Annotated in this window: 30 protein-coding genes and 1 pseudogene; 29 read left to right on the forward strand and 2 right to left on the reverse strand. The window is 50.8% G+C overall.

The window, feature by feature from the left end; all coding sequences use genetic code 11:
* Positions 1-30 precede the first annotated feature (30 nt).
* From Q0Z71_RS04275 to Q0Z71_RS04285, 3 genes are all read left to right on the forward strand, one after another.
* Positions 31-450 (forward strand): hypothetical protein, encoded by a 420-nt coding sequence (locus Q0Z71_RS04275; protein WP_298018744.1) that lies wholly within the window; start codon positions 31-33, stop codon positions 448-450.
* Between the two features lie 161 nt (positions 451-611).
* A complete protein-coding gene (locus Q0Z71_RS04280; protein ID WP_298018747.1) occupies positions 612-1,256 on the forward strand; it encodes a hypothetical protein in 645 nt (214 codons plus the stop codon).
* 73 nt (positions 1,257-1,329) lie between these two features.
* Complete coding sequence (locus Q0Z71_RS04285) at positions 1,330-2,406, forward strand: anthrax toxin lethal factor-related metalloendopeptidase (protein WP_298018750.1); 1,077 nt, start codon at positions 1,330-1,332, stop codon at positions 2,404-2,406.
* A gap of 60 nt (positions 2,407-2,466) precedes the next feature.
* Here the strand turns inward: Q0Z71_RS04285 and Q0Z71_RS04290 are convergent, their stop codons facing one another.
* Positions 2,467-2,841: a hypothetical protein gene (locus Q0Z71_RS04290; RefSeq protein WP_298018753.1), complete on the reverse strand. Its 375-nt coding sequence runs from the start codon at positions 2,839-2,841 to the stop codon at positions 2,467-2,469.
* A gap of 35 nt (positions 2,842-2,876) precedes the next feature.
* Positions 2,877-3,881, reverse strand: coding sequence for a YafY family protein (locus Q0Z71_RS04295; RefSeq protein WP_298018755.1), 1,005 nt, complete (start codon positions 3,879-3,881; stop codon positions 2,877-2,879).
* 254 nt (positions 3,882-4,135) lie between these two features.
* Here Q0Z71_RS04295 and Q0Z71_RS04300 point away from each other — a divergent pair, with 254 nt between their 5' ends.
* The 26 genes and pseudogenes from Q0Z71_RS04300 to Q0Z71_RS04425 all read left to right on the forward strand — a co-directional run bounded on the left by Q0Z71_RS04300 (position 4,136) and on the right by Q0Z71_RS04425 (position 24,134).
* Complete coding sequence (locus tag Q0Z71_RS04300) at positions 4,136-4,561, forward strand: zinc-finger-containing protein (protein WP_298018757.1); 426 nt, start codon at positions 4,136-4,138, stop codon at positions 4,559-4,561.
* Positions 4,562-4,575: 14 nt separating this feature from the next.
* On the forward strand, positions 4,576-5,139 hold the full coding sequence (locus Q0Z71_RS04305) for a sigma-70 family RNA polymerase sigma factor (protein WP_298018759.1): 564 nt from the start codon (positions 4,576-4,578) through the stop codon (positions 5,137-5,139).
* Between the two features lie 73 nt (positions 5,140-5,212).
* A complete protein-coding gene (locus Q0Z71_RS04310; protein WP_298018761.1) occupies positions 5,213-5,890 on the forward strand; it encodes a hypothetical protein in 678 nt (225 codons plus the stop codon).
* A 60-nt stretch (positions 5,891-5,950) separates the two neighbouring features.
* Positions 5,951-6,409: a hypothetical protein gene (locus Q0Z71_RS04315; RefSeq protein WP_298018763.1), complete on the forward strand. Its 459-nt coding sequence runs from the start codon at positions 5,951-5,953 to the stop codon at positions 6,407-6,409.
* A gap of 290 nt (positions 6,410-6,699) precedes the next feature.
* Positions 6,700-7,113: a single-stranded DNA-binding protein gene (locus tag Q0Z71_RS04320; protein ID WP_298018764.1), complete on the forward strand. Its 414-nt coding sequence runs from the start codon at positions 6,700-6,702 to the stop codon at positions 7,111-7,113.
* Positions 7,114-7,206: 93 nt separating this feature from the next.
* Entirely contained in the window at positions 7,207-8,013 is an 807-nt protein-coding gene (locus Q0Z71_RS04325) for a hypothetical protein (RefSeq protein WP_298018766.1), read from the forward strand.
* Between the two features lie 23 nt (positions 8,014-8,036).
* On the forward strand, positions 8,037-9,842 hold the full coding sequence (locus tag Q0Z71_RS04330; protein WP_298018768.1) for an AAA family ATPase: 1,806 nt from the start codon (positions 8,037-8,039) through the stop codon (positions 9,840-9,842).
* A gap of 5 nt (positions 9,843-9,847) precedes the next feature.
* Positions 9,848-10,429, forward strand: a complete 582-nt coding sequence (locus Q0Z71_RS04335) for a hypothetical protein (protein WP_298018769.1) — start codon at positions 9,848-9,850, stop codon at positions 10,427-10,429.
* A gap of 17 nt (positions 10,430-10,446) precedes the next feature.
* Positions 10,447-10,782, forward strand: coding sequence for a hypothetical protein (locus Q0Z71_RS04340; RefSeq protein WP_298018771.1), 336 nt, complete (start codon positions 10,447-10,449; stop codon positions 10,780-10,782).
* Between the two features lie 15 nt (positions 10,783-10,797).
* A complete protein-coding gene (locus Q0Z71_RS04345; RefSeq protein ID WP_298018772.1) occupies positions 10,798-12,963 on the forward strand; it encodes a cobaltochelatase CobT-related protein in 2,166 nt (721 codons plus the stop codon).
* A 233-nt stretch (positions 12,964-13,196) separates the two neighbouring features.
* A complete protein-coding gene (locus Q0Z71_RS04350) occupies positions 13,197-13,634 on the forward strand; it encodes a hypothetical protein (RefSeq protein WP_298018774.1) in 438 nt (145 codons plus the stop codon).
* A 33-nt stretch (positions 13,635-13,667) separates the two neighbouring features.
* Positions 13,668-13,817: pseudogene (locus tag Q0Z71_RS04355) on the forward strand (AbrB/MazE/SpoVT family DNA-binding domain-containing protein); the annotation flags it as partial.
* A 137-nt stretch (positions 13,818-13,954) separates the two neighbouring features.
* On the forward strand, positions 13,955-14,680 hold the full coding sequence (locus Q0Z71_RS04360) for a hypothetical protein (protein ID WP_298018776.1): 726 nt from the start codon (positions 13,955-13,957) through the stop codon (positions 14,678-14,680).
* Positions 14,673-14,870 (forward strand): hypothetical protein, encoded by a 198-nt coding sequence (locus Q0Z71_RS04365; protein WP_298018778.1) that lies wholly within the window; start codon positions 14,673-14,675, stop codon positions 14,868-14,870. The genes Q0Z71_RS04360 and Q0Z71_RS04365 overlap by 8 nt, the downstream gene beginning before the upstream one ends.
* 3 nt (positions 14,871-14,873) lie before the next feature.
* Entirely contained in the window at positions 14,874-15,281 is a 408-nt protein-coding gene (locus Q0Z71_RS04370; protein WP_298018781.1) for a hypothetical protein, read from the forward strand.
* Positions 15,282-15,290: 9 nt separating this feature from the next.
* Positions 15,291-15,470: a hypothetical protein gene (locus Q0Z71_RS04375; RefSeq protein WP_298018784.1), complete on the forward strand. Its 180-nt coding sequence runs from the start codon at positions 15,291-15,293 to the stop codon at positions 15,468-15,470.
* A gap of 1 nt (position 15,471) precedes the next feature.
* A complete protein-coding gene (locus tag Q0Z71_RS04380) occupies positions 15,472-15,957 on the forward strand; it encodes a hypothetical protein (RefSeq protein ID WP_298018787.1) in 486 nt (161 codons plus the stop codon).
* Positions 15,958-15,987: 30 nt separating this feature from the next.
* On the forward strand, positions 15,988-16,650 hold the full coding sequence (locus Q0Z71_RS04385; RefSeq protein ID WP_298018790.1) for a hypothetical protein: 663 nt from the start codon (positions 15,988-15,990) through the stop codon (positions 16,648-16,650).
* A gap of 93 nt (positions 16,651-16,743) precedes the next feature.
* Positions 16,744-17,217: a hypothetical protein gene (locus Q0Z71_RS04390; protein ID WP_298018793.1), complete on the forward strand. Its 474-nt coding sequence runs from the start codon at positions 16,744-16,746 to the stop codon at positions 17,215-17,217.
* Positions 17,214-17,750, forward strand: coding sequence for a hypothetical protein (locus tag Q0Z71_RS04395; protein ID WP_298018795.1), 537 nt, complete (start codon positions 17,214-17,216; stop codon positions 17,748-17,750). The genes Q0Z71_RS04390 and Q0Z71_RS04395 overlap by 4 nt, the downstream gene beginning before the upstream one ends.
* Positions 17,747-18,244, forward strand: a complete 498-nt coding sequence (locus Q0Z71_RS04400) for a hypothetical protein (RefSeq protein ID WP_298018798.1) — start codon at positions 17,747-17,749, stop codon at positions 18,242-18,244. The genes Q0Z71_RS04395 and Q0Z71_RS04400 overlap by 4 nt, the downstream gene beginning before the upstream one ends.
* A gap of 160 nt (positions 18,245-18,404) precedes the next feature.
* Positions 18,405-18,740 (forward strand): helix-turn-helix domain-containing protein, encoded by a 336-nt coding sequence (locus Q0Z71_RS04405; protein ID WP_298018801.1) that lies wholly within the window; start codon positions 18,405-18,407, stop codon positions 18,738-18,740.
* Positions 18,741-18,888: 148 nt separating this feature from the next.
* Positions 18,889-19,098: a hypothetical protein gene (locus Q0Z71_RS04410; protein ID WP_298018803.1), complete on the forward strand. Its 210-nt coding sequence runs from the start codon at positions 18,889-18,891 to the stop codon at positions 19,096-19,098.
* A gap of 53 nt (positions 19,099-19,151) precedes the next feature.
* Positions 19,152-20,372, forward strand: a complete 1,221-nt coding sequence (locus Q0Z71_RS04415) for an MBL fold metallo-hydrolase (protein ID WP_298018806.1) — start codon at positions 19,152-19,154, stop codon at positions 20,370-20,372.
* A 421-nt stretch (positions 20,373-20,793) separates the two neighbouring features.
* Entirely contained in the window at positions 20,794-21,042 is a 249-nt protein-coding gene (locus Q0Z71_RS04420; protein WP_298018809.1) for a helix-turn-helix transcriptional regulator, read from the forward strand.
* Positions 21,039-24,134 (forward strand): type I restriction endonuclease, encoded by a 3,096-nt coding sequence (locus Q0Z71_RS04425; RefSeq protein WP_298018812.1) that lies wholly within the window; start codon positions 21,039-21,041, stop codon positions 24,132-24,134. The genes Q0Z71_RS04420 and Q0Z71_RS04425 overlap by 4 nt, the downstream gene beginning before the upstream one ends.
* Positions 24,135-24,139 lie beyond the last annotated feature (5 nt).

The raw sequence follows: 24,139 nt of genomic DNA on the forward strand, positions 1-24,139 counted from the left end.
GGCCTGCGTGCAGAAAAGGAGATATTTGATATGAGTCGTTTTATTATACTTGAAGATCGGATGATCAATGTGGATCACATCGTTGAGGTCGTTGACCACGATGACGGGGTTGTTACAATCTGTCTGACCAACGGTGAAATGATCCCTGCCGGTAGTGAGGTTTGCGATAAGATCCTTGGCTGCGATCATGCCGTATCCGTCATCCCCTGCGGCCCCAATCTCTGGGCGCGAATGACTTATCCGAACGGTAAGACATTCCGTATTGCCGTCGATAACCTGATCCTGAAGGCAGATGGTACTTACTATCCGCTGGAGGCCGAATTGCTCGAAGACTCGTCTGAGGGTGCACTCCGATTTGTGGAACTCTTCTCCAATGATGAGGAGGATGAGAGCATTAGCCGCACCGAAGAGAATGGGCCTCGATTTAAGGTGAGACATTCTTCCCGCTGACAGCGGCAACAAGCCCCCAAAGCAGTAACGCTTTGGGGGCTTTCCTAATATGTGCCCGCATGATTTCGAGTTCAATGTCAAATCAAATCGTCACGCCGGTTGAAAAGCAGGAGTACCGGAAGTAAGGGCGTGACTTAGAAAGGAAATGCAGGTGAATTAACATGCCATGGATCATTACCAACGATATTTTCTTCATCCGCAGCGATAAGCGAGGCTGTGCTTCCCCCGTGTCCGACAGGAGAAAGGCAAAGGTCTTTTCTGAGCGATTCAATGCCGAGGAGTTCCTTCGCTCACTGCCGAAAAAGATGAAAAACCTCGGCTATCGCATTGAGCCGGTGGAGATAACAGCTCCAAAGCCCCTTGTTGTCACGGAGGAAACGGAGCAAGAGGAGGACAACATGATGGAAAACGGGAAAGAAAGTGATGCGGAAGAGCTTCTTGATGCCAATTACTATCTGACCGAAATCGCCGCATTCTGTGTTTTCATCAAGCGGATACGAAATGAGAGAAACCGGCTGGAGGAGGAGCAGGTGCAGGCGGAGATGGAGATTGAAGATCTCCTGCACGCCGCTGAATTCAATGACCTGCCCTGCGAACAGGGCTATGAACTGTACCAGAAGCTGCATGAAGCTCGAGTGCGGCGGCGGAGCTATAAGAATGCAGTTGCGTGGATTGATTACATCATGGAAGCAAAACCAGAGGAATTCCTACGGAACGATCCTTCCTCCAGAATCATGGGAACAAAGTACCGCCAGTACCGGGCAAGAGCGCTGCCCGAACTGTTTCATCAATCTACAGAGAGTTGACGAACGTCAGACAGACCAACCCGATATGGGGCTGGTCTGTTTCATTTTTCAAGACGGAAGAAGGAGAATGAAAATGAAAAAGAGACTACTTACGATGACTATCTCCTTGATGCTGCTGGTTTTGATGGCAGTACCTGCTATGGCGGCATCTGTGTTTCGGGATGTGGATGATACCAGCCCCTGGTATGACGGTATCGCTTATGCGGTGGAGCATGGGATCACAGTTGGTACAGGAGAGAATTGCTTCTCTCCGGAGAAAGAAATCACTGTCCGCCAATGGGCAGTCATGATTTGCCGAGCATTGGGCATAGAGTTGCCGCAGAAGGAACCGACTTTCGGTGTTGAAAGCGTCCGGGTGGGTCATGATGCGGAATGGCTTGATCTAAACGCCTTCCTTGCCCCTGATACACGGATGACACGGGGAAACCTGTTCGCAAGCGCATTCCACGCTTTTGGCATCCCCATCTATGACTATGCTCTCTATGACAATGGCATTGCTATGAACCAAAGCCAAAACTGCATCCGAATTGGCAGTGAGCTTGGCTTATGTTCAGAAGATGCGGATGACAGTGAGCTGGTGACGAGGGCAGAAGCAGTTCATGTAATCTACTGGCTTTTGACGCATGAGTATGATGTGGCAAAGCCGGAGATCCTCAACCGGTTGAACATTCAGAATATTGAGACAGTTCAGCTCGACGCCTATGTGAGGGAAATCAAAAAAGTACCCCAGAGCATTCTTGACCGCTTTGCGGCACGGAACTGGAGTTATAGGTTGGATTGCACCTATCTGGAAGACCTCAGCAAACGGCTGGATATGATCTGCATTGGCGCTGCATCGTACCGCGAGAAAACAATCTATGTTTCAAAACCAAGTGCCTCAATCCATGAATTCGGGCACTTCCTCCATGGAGCTTTGGACTTCCCCCAGGAATTCAACCGACTCTATGCAAAGGAGGCGGCCAGCACTGTGAAAGTGATGCGCGACTATTCCGCAACAAACTGCAATGAGTATTTCGCCGACTATTTTCGGTATTGGATTGAGAATCAGGGAAATGCTGAGAAGATGGAACAGCTCCGGGCGGTGTCGCCGAAGACATTCGATTATTTCTCTGAGCTTGCAGGAAATGATTGGTACATTGGGGCGGCATGAGTTGCAACCCCAATGAAAAAGGCGGCCCGATACAGGGCCGCCTGGGATTAATAGGAGATGTTATTTGTTCTTAGGTTGAGCTTCAATCAGGTGCCGGTACTCGGGCAGCTGAAGGAAATACGGCAGCAGGCGTTTCCTGATTTCTGCCTGCTCCAATGCAGTGGCTTCGCTTGGATCAAGGCAATGCCCCACTTCTTCCATGGTGTCAATTGACTTCTCATAGGCAAGCTGTCTGGCCAATTGCTCTCCATCTTCGACGAGAAAGCAGATGCTCTCCGCTATTTTCCTGCGCTTGGTATCAATGTCCATATAGATGTAACCAATTTTCTCGGAATACAGAATATCAAAATGCCTGGATTCTACGATGTAGTCCTGGAATACACGCATAACGCGCTCAATTTGATTTCGGGTTTCAGCGCTGTATAAAGGTTCCATTCTGTTCTCCTCTCCCTGTAGATATTGACTGGTAGTTAGGCTTGGCCAGCAGGACTATACAATGCGGCCACTGAGTTGATATGCTGACGCATCTTCTCAACAACATCGTTCGGACCAATAATCTGTGCGGCGGCACCAAAGCCGGTGACCCAGGCGAAAAACTGGGGACTCACCACGACATCTGCTCGGACAGTAAAGTGATCGTCGCCATCGGCAATGATGAAGACTTCCTGGCCGAGTCGGTCCAGGACAGCGCCTACCAAATGATTCTCAAAGCGAAGTTGGACGGATTCCTCCTCACCGGAGAACATCCCAAATACCTTCCGGGCATATACCGCCATGTCGAGAGCCTGATAAGCGTCCAAGCCATCCCGATCCTCTTCGGAAGACGAGATCTCCGTCATCTTATCCACGCGGTAGTGCTTGATGATCCTAGCTTGAGAGTCGAAGGCAACCAGATAATAGTTCTCGTCATCCCAGGTCATTGCGAAGGGACTGACGACATAGAACGCACCATCCTTCCGGTAATGGCGCGTCTTCTGAACAGTGTACTCGAAGTACTTGAATTGGATCTTCTTGTTCTGTGAAATCCCACTTTGAATGGCATCAATGTTGTAGTAGATGGACTCGTTCATCGTCTTGATCCGATTCTTTACATAGACCTGACGGTTGAGGAGTTGCGCTTCGTGGATGCTGGCCAGCGTTTCAATCTTCTTGATTAGTGTTGCGGTCTTCTTGTGGGTGATGAATTTGGAGGATTGAACGCTATCGACCAACAGCTTCAGCTCCGGCAGCTCAAAACTGCGATTGGCAATATAGTAGCCGGCATTCTTGCCGGACCCACCCTGCACGATGTCCAAGCCAAAAACGCGCAGCGCCTCGATGTCATCGTAAACACTTTTCCGTTCACTGGGAATCCCATGTGCGGCGAGATGCTCAATCAACTGGCTCATAGAAACCAGATGGTCTTCATCTGAGTTCTGGAGCAGATAGTTCATGATATAGAGCGGCTTGAGCTTTTGATATGCTGAGCGTGCCATGGACAGGCCCTCCTTTGAGCTTCTTGAGTACCTTCATTATAAACTATTATCTGTCCAATAAAAAGGACAATCCATCTGAATACAAAAATCAGCAGTCGCAAACGATGCGGCTGCTTTTGCTTTATCCAGAAAGCAGACTGTTTGCACAAAACAAAAGCAAAAACTTTGTGCAAGATTTTTTGAAATATACCCGACCGTACTTCAGACGCCTCGGAAGTACTAGGGACGAAAACCAAAATTGGGAGGCGAATGCCATGAAAAAGAAAAAGATAAGTGATATGACCCCGAGACAGCTGCGTTGCCCGCACTGCGGAGCAGTAGCCATCATCCGCCCTGCATCGGAGATCTACGACGATCCCAGAAGGAAGGATGAGCTGTATGTGTGCAAGAACTACCCGGCGTGCAAGTCCTATGTGGGAATGCACGCGGGAACCAGAATTCCGCTGGGAACGCTAGCCAATGGTGATCTCAGAAACCTGCGGATCAAGGCGCACCGTCGTTTCGACCGCATCTGGCAGAGTGGGATCATGAGCCGGAATGCAGCTTATCGCTGGATGGCGGATTCCTTTGGCCTGACGGCTGATGACGCGCACATTGGCAAGTTTGGTGAATACCGATGCCAGCAGCTGATTGAACAGTGCGACCGCATCCTGGCCCGGAACCAGAAAGCGGCAAGTTAAGAGGAGGTGTGAGTATGAACAAAATGACGGAATATCAATGCAAACTGGTGGAAGAGAACCTGGATATCATAGATTGGGTGATTCGGTGCAGAGTCAAGGTTAATGGCCAGGTGCTCCAGACCTATGAAGATTTCTACCAGATCGGTTGCGAAGCGCTATGCAGAGCGGCCATGGCCTATCACCCGGAAAGAGGGACCTTTTCTCCACTGGGCAGCCGATATGTCTATAATGCGATCATTGATCACTGCCGGAAGCAAAACATGCTTCAGCAGTATAATGCTGATTTGACGGATGAAGACGGAGAAAATCAGTTCCTGTTTGATTCCGTTTCTATCGACGGCAATATCGAAGACCGGGTGTTTGGCAAAGAGGTGTGGGCAGCCTTTCGTCAGTGTAAGGAAAAGCAGTCCGGTACTATTCTGCGTGGGATGGAGGCTCTGGAGCTGAAGAGCATTGGATTTACAACGCGGGAAATCGCCCAACGGTACGATACGACTGTTAACAGCGTGAACGCATGGATTTCCAAAGCACGCGCTGTGCTTCGCAACGAGCCGGACATTTTGGCGCTGTGTGTGTAAGTAGTTTGTTGTTATTTACCTACCTCTCCCGTAAGAGAGATTAGACACAGCTGCGAGACAGGAGGAAAATACTATGATGACTTTTTACGCTGCCATTGGTACATACCGCATCCGGACCGAGAATGGGCATAAAGTCCCGTACATTCAGAAGCTTGGCAAGCTGTATCCCATCTCCATCCCCGAATTCGTGATTTGGAGTACACTGCTCTGGGAAGTGATGACCTACGACGAGCTGAAGAAGCATTATGATGAGCAGATCCGGGAGCTGAAGGGCAACCGCCCCAGCTTTGATGAACTGCTTTCCATGCTGGCCAAGCGGAAGCTCATTGTAAAAGGAATGGGCTACACTGGAGTTGATGCGCTTTACAATATGCTTTCCGATGCTTTTGTGATTCCATTCCACATCAGTGGCGGTCGTAAACTCTGGAGTGCCCTGAAGCTTTGGCACAATGGGAAGATATCCGCGCATCAGGCGTGCAAGATCCTGAAGACGCGGGTAAGCACCAAGATGGAAGACCGCGTGATGCGGCTGGTCGAGCAGACTCCGCTGAGTACTGCGGAGATCATCCGCTGTGTGGAGCGTGGAATTGAAGATGTCAGCACAGCAGATAAGGTGATCGCCGGCGTCTATCCGGACTCCGCACAAGCCACCATTGCAAATGAGGAGTTCATGTCAGAATACAGCAATGATGTGTTGGAGGCCATCTCCAACCTTTATTTGAACCACGAAGTCGTCTTGGAAGTGGTTTGATAAAGTCTATCAGGCGGGCGGAGGAATCTCCCCCCGCCTCTTTTTCTGAGGAGGATCAATATGTTCAAAGATATCCCACAGGTAATTCGTGAAACCTTCTGGAAGCATCTACTTCTAAGTGCGGCAATTGTAGGGTTCGGTATCATTTGGAGTGTGATTGCTGGTGATAGGATACTATCCCTTCTCACGGGAACAATTGCGCTGCTTTCTGCGATGAGGCTTGTGAGCCTGTATCGGTCTATAAAACGAGGGCATTTTACGAAGATTGAAGGCGTGGTTCATTCAGATAGAAAGGAAGTGCTGCGCCGCTGCCACATCCTCACCATGCAGCTTCAGGACGGAAGTGAGATCTGCGAACGCATCACTGGCGGAACACTACTGAAACCGACAAACAGGTATCGGATATACCTGCTGGGCACTGCGCAGGAAATGGACCGGTCATCATTGCCACGGAACATGACTCCGGCTCAGATCCTTTTGGGTGCTGAGTTATTGGAAAACTTGCAGAAATCGGAGTAGATTTTGGTATTATGGATAACCGTCGTGTTTAATGCTAAGATGCTCCTGTACTTATTTAGTTTACTTCTCCCGTGGTTGGGACCTTGTTAAGCAGTGAGCCTTTGAGCATTTGACTCAGGCATTTTGACAGTATCTTTGTGGCAGGCATTGAATGCCTGCTGCCATGATGCTGTTTTTTTGTTGCCATCAGACATGAATCTGCATGGCACGAATGGAGTGACCAAATCGCTGGAGACAGCGTTTGGAATATATTTTATTGTCTGTTCATTCAGACGGAAAGGATGGAAACCATGTATGCAATTGTCAATCTGGAGGGGCGCTTAGTCAATGATCCTGAGATCAAAATTGGGCACAACAATCGCGAGTTCTGCACCTTCCGCGTCGCAGTCAACCAGCAGCTTGGAGCGCAGGAGAACGCTTCGTACTACACCTGCACTGGCAATGAGCTGATTGCCAGCCGCATTCAGAAAGCTGGCCTTGCGAAAGGCCGGATGATCCATGTGACGGGCAAGCTGACGCTGCGGGAGTACAAGAACCGTGACCAGGAAACCCGGATGTCCGCTGATGTGGGTATCCTCGACTGGAACTATGTCGGGACGAAACCTAAATCCGATGAACACACGGGCGGTGCTTCGCCTGTCGGCAATCGCGGCAGCGTGAACAACGAAGCGTATGTCGAAGATCCTGACGATCTTCCGGTGTAACGAAAACAATTGAGGGGCTGTGAGAATCACTTCTTGCGGCCCCTCTATTTTGCTTTCGGAGCAGTAACGAATGATGAAAGGACGGCCTATGTAATGACACTTCTGCGGAAGCTGAAACCCAGCACCTTTTTTCGATGCCTGGTAGTCCCAACCATGTTTCTCTGTGCCATCTTCAAGCACCCTGCTTTCCAGTGGATTGCTGTTGCGGCACTTGTCACCTGGCTGGCGGCCTCTCTTGCGACACCCATCGGTAATGCAGTGCAGAGAAGTAAACACAGGAAGAAGACGGAGGAACTCGCCAAGCTGAGAGATGAGGCTCCAAAGGAACCCGCAAAACCGACGCCGGACAGTGAGCTTTTCCTGATCCGGCAGATCAACTTCAGAATTACGGAACAGCTGAAAGACACTTATCCAATGGTCTCATGGCTCTGGGTCAAGAGACCCTCATCCGATGAGCTTTGTAAAGGCGGTGTGTGGCGCATTCGTGTGTCCAACGCAGAGCCCTTCAACTTTGGAGAAGTGACCATCATGAAGTCCGGGAAACTGTCCATCACCATGATCCAGGCAACCCAGCTCAAGGATGCCACAAAGCTCTCGCTGGAAAGCAGCGATCTCGAAGAGGATGAAATCATCGAGCGCGTGGATGTGAAGACCTGGTATCAGGACGAGGGCGAGAAGATCATCTCCCGGATGATCGACGATCTCAACGCCCAGGGGCATCGCAAACTCACCATCCGAGAGAATGGCGAGGCGTATATCACAGCCTCGGGAACGGAAGAAACGGTTGAGCAAATCCAACACTTCCCGCCCCGGCTTGCTTGGGATGAGTTCTGCCAAGTACTGAAGGAAGACGAAATTACCGCAGCGGTAAAACCGGAAGGTTTGCTGCTGTCCTGGTAATCACATGAAGGAGTTAATACGAAATGGCAAGAGGAAAACTTTTTGAAAGCTGGTCATTTAAGCTGTCTATTCCCGCACCCTTTGATGATCCCAAGTACAGTGGAGCTCAGAATCATGGCCAATCCCAGTATAACTATGCTGGATCGGTCCAGAAAGCAACCCTGCACGCACCGACCATGCGTGCGCTGCTGGCTTATGCCAAGCTGGCCAATGCGGCGGAAGCTGGTACTTACACCGAGGATTTGGGTGTCGTAGGACATCAGGGCAGTAGCTATCGCATTGCGGAGTATTGCTCTGCGAATAAAAGGGACTGTGTTGTGTTCTCTACGAGCACTGGCAAATTCATTGCTGGACAGTTCGAGAATGGCGATCCCACGCCGAAGGCATACACGGTCGGGGCTGGTCAAGCTTCCGGCTCTGCGTTGCTCTTCTGCCTGATGCCGGTCTTTGAGACTGACACTGAATTCCAACATGAGTTTGAGGAGTTCAGGGAAGCCATGAAGAATAACTGGCCGGATATGGACAGCGCCTTCGAGAACGCACTGCGCCTATGCGACAACATCTATCGCCGCGTGGAGAACGCCAATTCTCTGAATATGGCGGGCGTCAAGATTTCTGTTCCGACAACGGGCAATATCACAAGCTTGTCCCAGTTGGCTATCGACAGCGGAAGCTATGCGCCGACCGGAGCGGTCTATGGTGAGTTCACCATTCTGACGCCGGGTGCCGGCTTCTCTTCCGCAGCGACCGTTTATAACCATGCTGACTTCGTTGGGAAATACACGCTGAGCCAGCGCACGCTGACCAGCCGCGAAGAGAACATGGTTCCAAAGCTGCCTGACTGGTACATCATTCCACGCGAGGTAGTAAGGGTCTGCGAGCACGCCAAGCTGACAACGCCGACCAGCCAACCCATGCGGAACTTCCTGTTTCGCGGTGAGGCGGGCACCGGAAAGACCATGGGTGCCCAGGCGATAGCGGCAGGTCTGCATCTGCCCTACACTTTGATGACTTGCAGCGCCAACACGGAAATCTCGGATCTGATCGGCCAATTCATTCCCGACAGCGGCTCTGATACCGGCGTCAACAGCAATCTCGGCGAGCTGCCGAAAATCTCCGACATCATTATGCACCCACCGTCTGTCTATCAGGCGCTGACCGGCGTGTATGACGATGATAAAACGGAAGACGATGTGCTGGAGAAGCTGATTGAGATCGCAGTCGGCAGGTTGGCTGTCAAGGAGGAGAAACACGGTCAGCGCATTCGCTATGTGGATACGCCGCTGATTGAGGCAATTCGCTACGGATATGTTTGTGAGCTTCAGGAGCCTTCCTGCATCGCAAACCCTGGCGTTCTGGTAGGCCTCAACTCCCTGTTGGATAACTGCCAGACAATCACGCTGCCCACCGGTGAGCGTGTGAAACGGCATCCGGATACGGTCATTGTCGTGACCACCAACTCGGATTATGCAGGCTGCAAAGATGTTAACCAAAGCGTGATTTCGCGTATGGATCTGATCTACGACATCGGCGCTCCTGACCTTGCCACCATGGTGAAGCGGGTGATGAATGTTACCGGCTGCACCGATGAGCAGGAGGTTACGAAGATGGCAGGTGTCGTGAGGGATATGGCAGAACGCTGCCGGCAGACCATGATAACGGATGGCAGCTGCGGAATGCGGGAACTGAAGGCGTGGGTTTTGTCCACGATGATCACCAAAGACCCCTACGAGTCCGCCTTAACCACCGTCATCGCTTCGGCCTCTGCTGACCCTGATAACCGCGCTGATCTGATCTCCACCTGCTTGGAAAAGCAATTTGTGAGGTAATCGGCATGAGGGAGCGTAAAGTTGGCGCAACCGACAGGGCTGCGCTGATTGCGGCATTGAAATCCTGTTATCCGGATGCACGAATCCGAGTCGGAATTGGCTCCAATGAGACTATCAACTTTTTTGCCGGGTTAGCCAGTTACAGATCTGCGGATTATTCCGTGGAGGATACCCTGGCCGCCATCTGCGGCAGCGATTTGGATGTGTTCCCGGACATGCCAGATTACCAGGACCGTATTGTGATCACACCCCAGCTGTATGTGTTGAAGGCGTCAATCAATGAAAACCAGGTCATGCCGGCCACGCCGGATAAAGACGGTTTCGAGCATTGCGCCTGCCGGACCAATCCACATTACGACATCTACTACCGTTTCGACCACAAGGGGAAACAATTGACCTTTGCATTGGGAACGAAGCGTAGGACAGTGATGGTGGAGGAAAACACTGGCTGGTCGTGGAAACTCACGAGGAGATCCGTTCTCTGCATGAACTCGGAAAAACTGGAGCGAGACTTTCAAGATGTGTTCTGGAACCCCATTGCCGTCCGGATCGGGCGGAAGGTTCTGTGCATCCAAACTGTAATTTGAGAAATGAGGTGTAGAACATGAAGAACGACGGAACTAACTTTTTCAAGTATGCGGTGGCAGTGGCGGTAGCCTGTACGAAGGATGAACGGCCTAAAGGAGATGTTACCCCCGAAGAAGCTGCGGCATATATCCGCAGCATTCTGGAGCTGATCTTCTGCTATTCGGGCATTGAATTCATGGTAAATCCCATGACCTATCCCAAGTGCAGCAAGATCCCTATCATCATCCGGTTGTTTGGCGTGGATGAAGCTCTGCTCTGGTACTACCCGCAGATGCCTGCCAGCGAACTGGCGGTTGAGCTGGAGAGCTTGCTTCAGGGAATGATGTCTGAAATTCTGTGTATGACCGCATAAGGGGGATGTGAAGGAATGAGAACATCCCACCTGACAATCCGTAAGCGTGTGCTGGAGGAGAAGAGCAAGATCACAGACGAGGAGTTTTTCACCTCGAAAGAGTATTGCGCCTATCTGACAGACCTTACGGAGGCATCCACAAAAAAGTATGGCAGGCCCCTCAAGGTTATCGTTTATGCCGATCCGAATGATCCAACAGTAGCCTATATTGATCCAAGAGGCATTTTCATCAATGCCTGTAACCACATTACCTGGAGTATGCCGAGCAGATACCTGCGCTCCTTAAGCATCGAGGGTCTGAACGCCCATGAGAATGGCCATGACCTGTTCACGGACAATCGGATTGCGCGGGCATACTTCAACAAACTGCTTCTCGGCAAGTATTATCCCAAAAAGCCGACCGGACTTCGTGCAGATCATAAGGTCTATGCGAAAGAGATCCTGGAGGCAATGCTGGATGAGACGGATGAGGTGCCTAAGACAGTCATCGTCAGTACGGCAAAAGCACTCAGCAATATCCTTGAAGACGGTTATGTGGATGCCCGGAGCTCCTATGAGTTTCCGGGCACTCCCGCCCGTGGCATCGCACTGAATAATCTGCGGTTCGCAGAAACAGTCCCGGATATTGAGACGATGATCAACAAGAAGTTTTACGACCACAATATCGTGCTGAATCTCCTGATCCAGTATGTCCGAGCCAGAGAGGTGAATAACCTGTCCGGCTATTCCGGAGAAATCCTTGATAAGTTCATGTCGTATATCCCGCTGGTGGATTCCTGCATCTTTGATGAGGATGCTCGCGCCCGCTTTGAGGCAGTTAATCAGATCATGATTGATCTTTGGCCGATGATGCAGCGCTGTTTCGACGACCTGCGGGACAAGAAACAGCAGGCGCAGCAGAACCAACAACAGCAGTCGGCAGCCGCTGCCGGCTCCGGAAACGGTTCTGGGAGTAGCGGCGGCTCGTCAGATGAAGAGTCGAAAGACGCAGGTACAGAAGCGGTCAAGGAAGCTCTTGAAAGTCAGTTACCCAAAGCCCCTGTGAACTTCACTGGAAAAACAGGCGCAGTCCCATCCAACGGTTCGTTTGTGCCGGATAAGGATCGGGAGGCGGCGCTGTTGGCGCAGATGGAACGGGTGCTGTCGGAGGAAACGGCGCGTATTGCCGCTCATAAGACCAACAGTATTGAGAGTGTCGGAGACGGCGGTGTGACGCAGGACGGCGAGTATGAGGGCTATGGATATGGCCATGCAGCGGAAGATATTGAGCGACTACTGGAGCACATGGCGCAGGGGCGCGTCAATGAGGCGATGGAAGAGGAACTGTCTGAAGAACTCCAGCGTGAGGCAGACAGTATCCGATATGGGAATGCGCATCGGAACATTCATGTTACGGTACATCGCATGGCTCAGGTTGACCAGACCCTCGTTGACAGCTACTCAAGCGTGGCTCCGCAGCTGCTTCTGCTCTCCAAGCGGCTTCAGCGCAGTGTCAGCCCCATCCTGCGTGATAAACGCCAGGGCGGGAAGCAGACAGGCCTGTATGTCGGGAAACGGCTCAATCAGCACGCATTCCACCGGGATGACGGTCGTATCTTCTGCAATACCCGGCTTCCGACCGAACCGATCAATCTTGCCGTGGCTCTGCTCATTGATGAGTCGGGCAGCATGTGCGGCTCGGACAGAATCACGAGGGCCAGAGCGACAGCGATTGTCGTTCAGGACTTTTGTGAGAAGCTGGGCATCCCTATCATGATTACCGGCCATACAGCGAGCAACTCCCATGTGGAACTGTTTTCGTATGCGGAGTTCGACTCCGTGGATAAGAAGGACAGATACCGGCTGATGGATATGAGTGCCCGATGCTGTAATCGTGACGGTGCTGCGCTGCGGTTTGTAGCTGAGAAGCTGAGCAAGCAGCCGGCTGAAGTCAAGATGCTGTTCATCATTTGCGACGGCCAACCCAACGATACCGGGTATTCCGGTACTGAGGCGGAGGCGGATCTGAGAGGGATCAAGCTGGAGTACAGCAGGAAAGGCGTGCAGATTTTTGCAGCTGCTATTGGCGATGACCGTGACCGGATCGAGCGCATCTACGGCGCTGGCTTCCTGGATATTACGGATTTGAACCAGCTTCCTGTGATGCTGACCAACCTGATTTCCCGGCATCTGCCGTTATGAGGTAACAAAATGAAGAAGAGAGCAAAGGTAAAGATCCGCAGAGCCCAAAGGCGACCTGCAAAGTACTGTGATCCCGGCCTTTGTGATCATTGCATGTATATCGGCGAGGGTGACTTTGTTTGTGACAGTCACCCTCGCTCTGCATTCGTGCTGGTCATAAGTGATTGGGAGCCTACAGAGGATTTTCTGCATTGCATGAGGAGAAAGCAGTGCGGTGCCGGAGGAATGAAGAAATGACATTGTATCTTTTGATTTTTCATCAGGACACGGATTCCGGATGTGGTTCGGAGGTATGTTCCTTCCTGGACCTGGAGACCGCGCAGAACACTATGCGCAGCGTGTATGAGAAGACCCTTGAACTGTGGGGCTTTGATAAGAGCTGCCAGACGGAAGAGCATGAGTGCTACTGCCGGGATGATCAGGCAGTAATCCGTGATGATCCGAATTTCGTAACCTGGACAATCGAAACGCATCAACTTGATGTCGAAATCGCTGTCGAAGTCGAAGGCGGCCTTGTTCGGAACATCTATGCCAATGCTGATGTGAGTCCGGATGTGTATGACCTGGATGTATCTGCCTACCCCGATGAGGGCGAGCAGGAAGCAGCGGATATAAAAGCAAATGAGCTGAAGACACGAGTGAATCAACACGGCTGGCGCTCGGTCTGGTAAAGCGAAACTACATGAATACTGGAGGAATGATTTGTGAAAGCAACTGGTATAGTCCGTAGAATTGATGACCTCGGAAGAATCGTGATCACGAAGGAGATCCGGCGCAAGCTCAATATCCGGGAAGGAGACCCGCTTGAGTTGTTCGTAGGTGAAGATTTCGTCGCCCTCAAGAGGTACAATCCCGCCAAATCTGTCAGGTCGTCTTTGAGCGCTCTGAACGATGCGGTGATGGATGAGCCGCTTTTGAAGAACAAGGATGCCCTGATCGAGAAGATTCGGGAGATGTCCGAGCTGCTGGAGTCGTCTGGCGGAGGTGCTGAATGAGAATTTGGCATGATCGCAGCTATATCACCAGAGATGACCAGGAGATGATCTCGCTGGGTTACGCTGCGGAGGACTTCTACTCTCTCCGCCTCAGCTTCGTTTACTCGGAGGATGAGTGTGCAAGAAACCGCAAGCTGGCTATGGCCAGTGAGGACAACACCCGCATCCGTGCCGCGCAGATGCGCAGCGACGAGATTGAAAGCGTCGTTGAGGCAATTGCCGGCCAATGCGCGTGCTGCCAGTACCGGTCAGACAAGAAGTATCCCTTTGACAGCGATTCCTGGGATTTGTTCTTCTGGTGCAACAGCTTCCTCAACACCCTGCCGGGTGTGGGCGGTTGCAGACGGGATTACTCCTATGTGACCCTGACATTCAATAGTCGTCATACTCCGGAGCGGCGGAAAGAGATCTGCGAGATGGTGCTGAACCTGATCCGCACGCAGTTTTCTGCGCATCCGCATCTGGATGTTGCGGTCCAATACTGCACCCGTGTGGATCAAGCACGGATAGATCGTGAGGTATCTGAAGCTGAGTCGCGTGTGCTTTACAAACCCTGCTCCTATCATCTGATGGAAGGCAGGATCATTAAGCATGACGGAGATTTCTTCTTCCTCAAGAAGCGCTGCCGGAAGTACGGGTATCGTTTGAGTGGTTACGAACTGCTCCGCATCGCCTGGAGCATGGGAATTGAAACAGCCAGGAAGGCGGTGCCCTATGCTTGATGAGAGACAAATGCCGCCAATGAACTGGATGATGCAGAAGTTGTATCCCCATGTGGGGCATCACATCGTATGCGTGACTTATGGCGATCCTGACGATCCCCATGATGTCTGTATTGAATGTGAGAGCTGCGGCTGTGTCCTGGTTTCTGGCGAAGATTTTGACGGCGACGATGAGAATGAGGGGGAATGAATTATGCGAGATGTAAATGAAAAGCGGTATCTCAGTGTCTCGGATGTCATGGAACCGGCAGTCAAGTTGGCAAGAACCGATCCTCGCTTTGCTGAGGCGGAAAAGAATTGTCCGCTGGACTATGACCTGCTTTGCAGCTCGGTGAAGTACGACAAGCTGTACTGCTGCGATTTCGATGTCATTGGCGATGTGGTCTACGGGTCCAGTGAGGGCATTTATGGGGATATCTACCTCTACGGGAGCTGGAATAAGGACATGAAGGACGATCCGTTCCGCTCCCGGATGCGAGTGTACTCGCTGAAGACCCTGGAAGCATCGAAGGAAGCGTATATCGGCATGGGTATGCTGGTGACGCTGATCTGCTACTATGCCAATGAATTCATTAGGACCCACCTGGATCGGTTTGATTGAGGTGTGGCCATGACGAATGAAATGCTGACACCGGAAGACATTTCTCAGTTCCGGGCACTGTTTTCCAAGTACTGCCGTGGCGAGATCAACGCAAATCGCTGTGAGGCAGATAGCTGTGATTACTGTCCGGTCAACCGGGCGTATGAAGAGATCTTCGATTCGCTCGAAGATAGTGACGAGGAGGATTGAAATGCACGGTTACATTTATGAGCTTTCCAGCGAGCCAATCCCGGAAGAGGAGCGGTACTCCAACACGGATCTTCCTGATTGGTTTCATGGTTCCATTTCAGATGGAACCTCTGATATCAACGCGGAAGAGCGAGTAAGCGCCATCGAATCCCTGCTGGGAACGCTCGCAGGAAACTGCACCTATGAAGATGGAAAACTCCAATTCACCGACAATGTGAAGGAGCGCTACTTCAGAGGGAGCTTCGCGAAATTCAAGGAGGCGGCAGCTTTGCTGTCGGCGGCCTCCTATGAAGTGTTCTCCGGTCAGGAGAAGTCCACGGAATTTGCCAAGGCCATGGTGACCATCAGGTTTGCCTATGAGGATAAGTTCGATCATTATATCTACCTCAAAGATAATGATGAACTCGTCCCTTTGGACGCCTGGGTTCGGGACCTCGATCCGAAGGACAGCTTCTTTATCGGCGGCATTATTGATTATCACTGGTAAAATTCTTTTTTGAAAGGTGGACGACACACAATGGAAGAAATGCGTATTCAGAAGCAGATTTCAATCTACATGACCAATAAGAAGCTCTGCGAATTCAACGACAAGCTGAAGCTTGCGCCTGTTGACTACTACGCGCATCTGCACGCTCAGGGCGAGAAGCAGGGCGATGGTAGCCGGCAGAGGTCCTGTATCGGCGTGGTGCTTCAGGACTACTCCAAAGGCACCGGCAACAACACGATTCGTGTGACGGCCAATCTGTCTCCCGAGTTCTTTGCGTATGCACTCAGCCGTGTATCCATCGGCGTCGAGCAATTCGATTTCAGTGAGGAGAAGATTTTCGGGGAGCCGGATGCCAAGGGCCTGTCCATGGTCACGAAAGTGACGGTTAAACGGGCAGCCTTTGACTCAAATGGGAATCCGAGAAACTATCCCTGGTTCATTCAGGTTGAAAATGGGAAGGCAGTGAAGGAGAAGACAGCACTTGGTGGCGTCCATATGAAGAAGGGCAGCTACCAGAAGGGTCAGACAGTCTTCCTGAACATCAACGATTATGACTTCTTCCGGCTCATGCAGCAGACCAGTCGATACATTGAGACTTGGGAGCTGACCTATGGCCCGAAGCTGATCCGTGAAGCGCAGCAGATTATTGCAGCGCAGCAGAGAGCTGCCGCTGATGAAGACCTGCCCGCCTGAGCGGTTCGGACACTAAGAGTTAACTGAATAATTGATTTTGAGGGAGCGATGTCATTCATAGCGGCATCGCTCCCTCTCTTTTTGGAGGTATGAATGATGATCACTGGCAATAAGGAACTGGATAACATCATGGAAATTGCTGAGGCTGTCTTCGCCTGCCCTGAAGCTGGCAAGTACAACAAAGCGGTGGAAGAAGCCAAGTATGAGGCAATCCAGAAGACGCTGAAGACGATGCAGTACTACCGGGAGCATGGCTTCATGAGCAATTTGGTCCACACCATCTTCAGCAAGAAGATGGACATGATCAAGAACGCGAACACGGTCAAGGATCTGAAAGAGATTGAAAAAGGCTCCCTTCCCCATTTCAATGGCAATAGCTTCATGACCGGGCCATACCACATTCCGGAAGAAGAGATGATCCTGTGGTCGCTGACATCGCTCAAGGGGCCTTTGATCCCCCAAGGGCTAAAGCGGTACATGGACTTGTTCAAACAGGTCTTTGGTGTTGACCCGAATACCTGCACAGATGAAGAGCTCCGGCGTATCCACTTGGGGGAGGCGTCATGATGCTGGCGTATTTTTCGACCGAGCTGCTGAAGGAACTCCTGGACTACTATCTTCCGCGTTATCGGCTTGCTGAGGAGCGTGGCTTTGCCGTTCAGGGCAGTAAGTATGCTTGGCTCTATGATGAGCTGCGCCTTCGTGTTTCGACCATTCAGCAGGCGCTTCTGTTCCTGGACTCCCTCCCCAAGTTTATGGAGTGTGAGGATAACAGTAAGTCCATGCAGTATGTGGTGAGCTATACCAGCGCTCTGTTTGCTCCGGATGGGGCAAGTTCAGTGGATAGAGGGCAGGATGATGTCCACCCCTATTTCAATGATGGGAACCCGTATTGGCTGGACTTTCAGGAGGCGGTGGACAACTTCCCCACAGATTATGATTTATCAAATCTGCCGCTTTTCTATGTGGATCTGTGCGAGTATGTGGTGCGGGCGATTCGACTTTACCTCCAGATCCGGGAAGGTTCCTTCCATGCGATTGACAAGGGCAAGTTCGAGACTATCATGCACGCAAACGCCCCAGTGAGGAATGCGGGGTGACCCTGGTGGATGACCGCGTTCTCACTCCTGAGCAACAGGAATTCGCTGAACAGCATCACGGCCTGCTCCTGAAATTCATGGGTACTTACGGTCTTACAGATGACGATTATGGCATTCTGGCTGAACGGTATGTGAAGACGGTAAAAAAATACCTTGAAACAGAGGCACTGCATCAGTACCGCTTCTCAACGATCCTGTGGTATCGTCTGCGTGCGGATCTCCATAAGCAGCGCAGACGCGCTTGGAAGGAAGAAGCGCACAGCTCACTTGATGACTTCCTGGAAGTTGTCGGAGAGCCTGACGATTCTGGCACCTCTATCCTCTGGAGCGATATTGAACAGCAGATCACGCAACAGCAGATTGAACTGCTCCGGCTCCGGGCAATGGGGTTCACGCCCCGGGAAATAGCCCGTATGCAGCAATGTTCCCACAATGCCATTCACTGTAGGTTCAAACGCATCAAGAAAAAACTCAAAAGAGCTGGTCTCATCTGACCAAGCAGCCCACCGGCCCCTTTATGGGATGTCGGTGGGCTGTTTTTTTGTTTGCAAGTCTTTCTATTTGATGGATGTCTTTTGACTAGTGGATTTATAGGAAAAGTGCTGTTGTATATACTACCAATAGGTAGAAATCTATCTATTAGGAGGTGTGTGCTTGGACGCAAAGAAGATTGGGAACCGAATCAAGCTGATCAGGAAAGCCAGAGGGCTGACACAAGCCGATCTGGCACAAATGGTTGATTTGACGCCGAAGTACTTGAGCAATCTGGAGTGTGGCTTCAAATTGCCGAAGTTTGAAACATTCATTTCCATCGCAAACGCCTTGAAGGTAGATGCAAATACGCTGCTGCGTGATGTCCTGGATGTATCCACCTCAACAGCCAGCTCTGAAATATCGGAGAAACTGGCGGCATTACCTACGGAAGAACAAAGGAAGATCATGCGCATTCTCGATGTGATAATCAACGAGGAAAATGCAAAGCAGTCATAACTCTATTTTGTCAGGTGCTCCACGCCGTTGTGCGTGGAGTTTTTTTGCTGTTCCTCGACTGCGTTCGACACGGTTTGACAAAACTCTTGTGCTAAAGTATTTCTTGTAGAAATACTTTGAAAATGATAGTATTACAGGAGGATGGCCTATGAAGCGGCTGTATGGTTTCTGGCTTGCTTTCCGCATTGAATATCATTGGTGGTACATACTGCGGTACAGAAAGCGTGGCATTGGGATGATTGAGAGCGGCGCTGCATTGAATTCTCCAGAGCTGATAAAGCTCAGCAAGAAGATTACCAGGCACGGAATGGTGGCTCTACGCCTCCAGGATGAATATGAAGACAAGGTGCTGTCCTGATTATTGGACGGCACCTTATTTACAATAGACACAGAAAGTGAGGGAATGTGCCTATGAAAAAGAAAATGACAATTTGGTTGTTAGCCCTCCTGCTCCTTCTGTCAGGATGCGGAGCAGCTGAGGGCACGGAACCTGCACTGCCGGATAGCCCAGATGGAATCGTTTCTGAAGAGGTAGTGCAGCAGCCGCAAACGGACATAACGGATAGTGAAGAAAACGGGCAGGATGTGGACGAGGAAACGGAGCAGAGTTCTCCTGAACCATCCAACTCGCTGTCAGAGCAGACTCCTGCACCAGAGGCAATGACTCCACCCGAAAACTCAACTTTTGAAGTTCACTACATTGATGTCGGTCAGGGAGACTGTTCTCTCGTCCTATGCGATGGAAAAGCAATGCTTATCGACGGCGGCGAGGCATCTGAGTCCAGTAAGGTCTATGCCTACCTGAAGAAGCTGGGGGTAAATCATCTTGACTACATCGTGGCCACTCATGCCCACTCGGATCACATTGGCGGCCTTTCCGGTGCCCTGAATTATGCGTCGGTAGACACTGCGTTGTGCCCTGTGACTTCCTACGATTCTAAGACCTTTAACAGCTTCACGAAGTATCTTAGCCAGCAGGAAGTCTCTATTACGGTTCCTGAGCCGGGGGATGCATTCTCCTTGGGCAGCGCCTCTGTGACCATCCTGGGGCCTCAGAAGAGCTATGAGGACACCAATGACACCTCCATCGTGATGAAGGTGGTATATGGGAAAACCTCCTTCCTCTTTACCGGCGATGCTGAGAGAACCGCCGAAGCGGATATCCTGGACGCCGGATACGATCTTTCCGCAACGGTCCTGAAGGTCGGGCACCATGGCAGCGATACCAGCACCAGCTATGCCTTCCTTCGTGAGATCATGCCTGAATATGCTGTGATCCAGGTTGGCAAGGGAAACTCCTATGGCCATCCGACTGAAGATACGCTCAGCAAACTTCGTGATGCTGATGTGAAAGTCTACCGGAACGATCTGCAAGGGACAATCATCTGCACCAGCGACGGTGAAACGGTTTCCTTCAGCACGGAGAAAAATGAGAGCGTTCAGACCAATCCCACTGTGACAGCGACGCCAGAGCCGAATAATGTGGGAGAGTATATTGGCAACAAGAACTCAAAGAAGTTCCACCTGCCCACCTGCAAGAATCTGCCGGCAGAAAAGAACAGAGTTTTCTTCGACTCCAGGCAGGAAGCTGTCGATGCCGGTTTTGACCCGTGCGGTAATTGTCATCCATAAATAGAATCACGAAGTAAAATCACGGGATGAAAAGCACCAAATTGGGTGGGTGTTGATATTGTTCCAATTCTGATGTAAAACGTCCCCCATAATGGAATAGTGTTAGCTGCACCATGGTGGCAGCCATGGGAAGAGGGTCTGCCAAACAGCAGATCCTTTTTGCGTATTTATGGGGTGATTTCGTGGAATACATTTCTAAGTTTGTTCGACCGGGAGTGAGGGAATGGTTGGAGGATGGAGGCATAGCCATCTTTGTGGCGGCGGAGGCAGGTCACTTAGTAATTCGTTTGTTTCCCATGTGAAAATGGTGTTATCGCAATAGATTTCGTTGAAAATAGACCTGCATGTGATATACTGGTGATATACTGTAAAATAGGATTAAAATAAGATGAATTTCCGGGGAAAAGGAGCGGTGAAGATTATGGTTGTCTCTTATAAGAGGCTTTGGAAGCTCTTGATCGATAAGGATATGAAGAAGAAGGACCTGGTTGAGAAGGCTCACATCAGTTCATACACGCTCAATAAACTGAATCGTGGGGACAATGTGACCACAGAGACCCTTGTGAAGATATGCCGGGCTCTGGACTGCTCCTTTGATGACATCATGGAAGTGGTCCCTGAGCCAGCAGAGAAGAAATCAGAAAATGAAGGGAGCGTTGGCGACACATGAGAGTCCCCTGGAATGAAGATATGCGGGTGAAATTCCCTGCCACGATCCAGTTCATGCGGCTTGGATATGAGTATCAGTCGCTAAAAGATGCTGAGATACATACGGAAACCAGAATTTTTCTGAATCGCTTTGTTCCCTCTATTCAGCGTATCAACAGCGGGAAGGGCCTGACTGAGGAACAGATTTTGGCAGAGGTCGAAGAAATCCATAACATCATCAAGAACAATGATATGGGCAAAGAGTTCCTGGCTCGTTTGCTGGACCAGACCGCAGACATCAAGCTCATTGATTTTGCCTATCCTGAATCCAATGATTTCGCCATCGTTGACGAGCTGACCTTCGGCCCGGAAGCGAAGGGTTCTTTCCGCCCGGATGTCACTGTTCTTGTCAACGGCATCCCTCTCGGATTCCTTGAAGTGAAGAAACCCAATAACGAGGGCGGTATCCAGAAGGAGTTCCACCGGATGCTGGACGAGCGGCTTCAGGTACCGGAATTCAAGAAATACTTCAACATGCTCCAGTTTGTTACCTTTAGCAACAACATGGAGTATGAGACCGATAACGATGCCGCCCCGGCTGAAGAGGTGCGGGCTGGGTCCTTCTACTCTACGCCGAATGGGAACAGGACCTTCTTCTCCTTCTTCCGGGAGGAGAATCCAAAAACATCTGGCTTCAAGGATGTTTCCATGGATGAGGTGCGGCATATCCTCAAAGATAATGGGTACAGTCCCAGCTATGCGGATACGGAGGAGTTCCAGACCAACTTGCAGCCCACAACGCCGTGCAATCGGTTCGTGACCTCCTTCTTCGATATTCCTCGTATGATGTACCTACTGCAATACGGTTTCTTCTATGTCGACACGATTGATGAAAAGACGGGGCAGCCTGTTACACAGAAGCATATCATGCGCTACCCGCAGTTCTTTGCCAGCCAGGCCATTCTGAAGCGCATTGACGGCGGCGGGAAATCCGGCATCATCTTCCATACGCAGGGCAGCGGCAAGACAGAATTGTCTGCTTTCTCTGCCAGAATTATCAGAGACTACTTCTCCGAGCGGGGTATCACCGCTAAGTTCTATTATGTGGTGGACCGTCTGGACCTGCTCATTCAGGTCCGTGATGAAATGCGGAACCGTGGACTGAATGCGATTGAGGTCAACAGCCGCTCTGACTTTGAAAAGGAACTCAAGCGTCCGCTTCCCAAGCGTGGAGACCTTCGTTCGAACGGCGAGATCGTTGTGGTGAATATCCAGAAATTCAACGATGCGCTCCCCCAGGTGAGCAATGTGTACGATGCTAAAATCCAGCGGATCTTCTTTGTGGATGAAGCGCATCGCTCCTATAGGCAGACGGGCCAGTTCTTCAAGAACCTGATGCTGGTGGATGACAACGCCATCTACATCGCTATGACCGGAACGCCGCTCCTTTCCAAAAAGGAACGCTCTAATCTGAAGTTTGGAGACTACATCCACAAGTATTTCTACGACAAATCCATCTCTGACGGGTACACTCTCCGCATCAAGAAGGAGGATATTGATACCACCGTTCGAGCGGACATCCATAGGAATCTTCAGTTTGAAAAATCCCAGATCAACGCCAAGAAGGACACCATGCGGACGGACGAGGCCTATATCAGTTGCCTCGGTAAATTCATTGAGACTGACTTCCTGAACTTCCGCCTTGTGAATGCCGATTCTACCATTGGCGGAATGATCGTATGCTCCTCCAACCCGCAGGCTCGCAAGGTCAAGGAGTGGTTCGATAATAATGTTACCACGCTCGAAACAGGCTTGGTCATCTCTGACGAAGACGCTCCCCGCAGCGACATCAATAAGGAGACCCAGAAGGCTTTCCGCAAGACGCTCAAGCCGGACATCCTGATTGTTCACCAGATGCTTACCACTGGCTACGATGTGCCTCGGCTCAAAAAGATGTATCTGCTCCGGAATGCCAAGGAACACACTTTGCTCCAGACCATCAGCCGAGTGAACCGTCCTTACAAGAACCCAAAGACAGGCAAGGTATATCAGTACGGCTACATCGTGGACTTTGTCGATATTGAAGAGGAATATGACCGGACCATCGAAATGTACCTCAAGGAGATGGAGGACGATTTCAACGATGACTCTGATGAGCATTTCTCTCTGACTGGGCTGGTCATCGGCCCCGAGGATATCGATAAGAAGTATCACGCCTATCAGGCGCACATGGATACTCTGGTCGATACCTCTGTGAATCTGGAATTGTTCTCCCAGCAACTCGTTAAGATGGATAGGGATACGCTGCTGGCCATCCGCCGTGACTTGAATGGCATCAAGGACTGCCGCACGGAATTCCTGCTTTCCAGAGCTATGACGCTGGCAAAACAGATCGATGAAGACCGCATCAAGAAGCTGTTGCGGGAAGTGCAGAACCGTATCGACTTCCTGAACCTCACCACAAAGCCTATCGACCTGATGACGGTCGTCTCCAACGAGGAAGTCGTCAAAATCGTATACGAGTTCTTTAAGGTCAGAATCAGCATCATGGATATGAGTAAGCTGACCCGAGCCTTTAAGGACGTCACAGATATCAACGGCTACAATCAATTTACGGATACGGTTTCGGATATCCAAAAGGAAATCCGCCGCAACAAGAACACTGGCGCTGAAAAAATCGTCAGTCTGGAGGACTTGCTCAAAAAAATCTTCGTCGAGCTGGAGTACATCGACCTCAATAACCTTTCTGAGGTCAATGGGAAGCTGCTGAAGATCCTAGAGGACCTGCGCCGTATCAATGAGGAGAACGAGCGTTTGGCAGCCCGCTATGGCGGTAACTACGCCTTTGTCAAAACATATTCCGATATGGTGGAGATGCACCCGGAATATGACAAAGAAGATCTCGCCAAATTGACGGATGTGGCCTATGCTGCCGTAAAGGACATTGAGGGCTCCAATATTCTCATCTTGCACGGGCGGGAATCCTTTGTGAATACCGTTAAGAAAAATACGACAACTCAGCTTTTAAAATCCGGACTATACAAAAAACTCAACCTTAAGGATTGGTACGCTGATTTCCTCGGCGAGACCTACTCCAACATGAGGATTTTCTAACTGGG

The sequence above is a fragment of the uncultured Dysosmobacter sp. genome (genome assembly GCF_947631635.1).
Taxonomy (GTDB): domain Bacteria; phylum Bacillota; class Clostridia; order Oscillospirales; family Oscillospiraceae; genus Oscillibacter.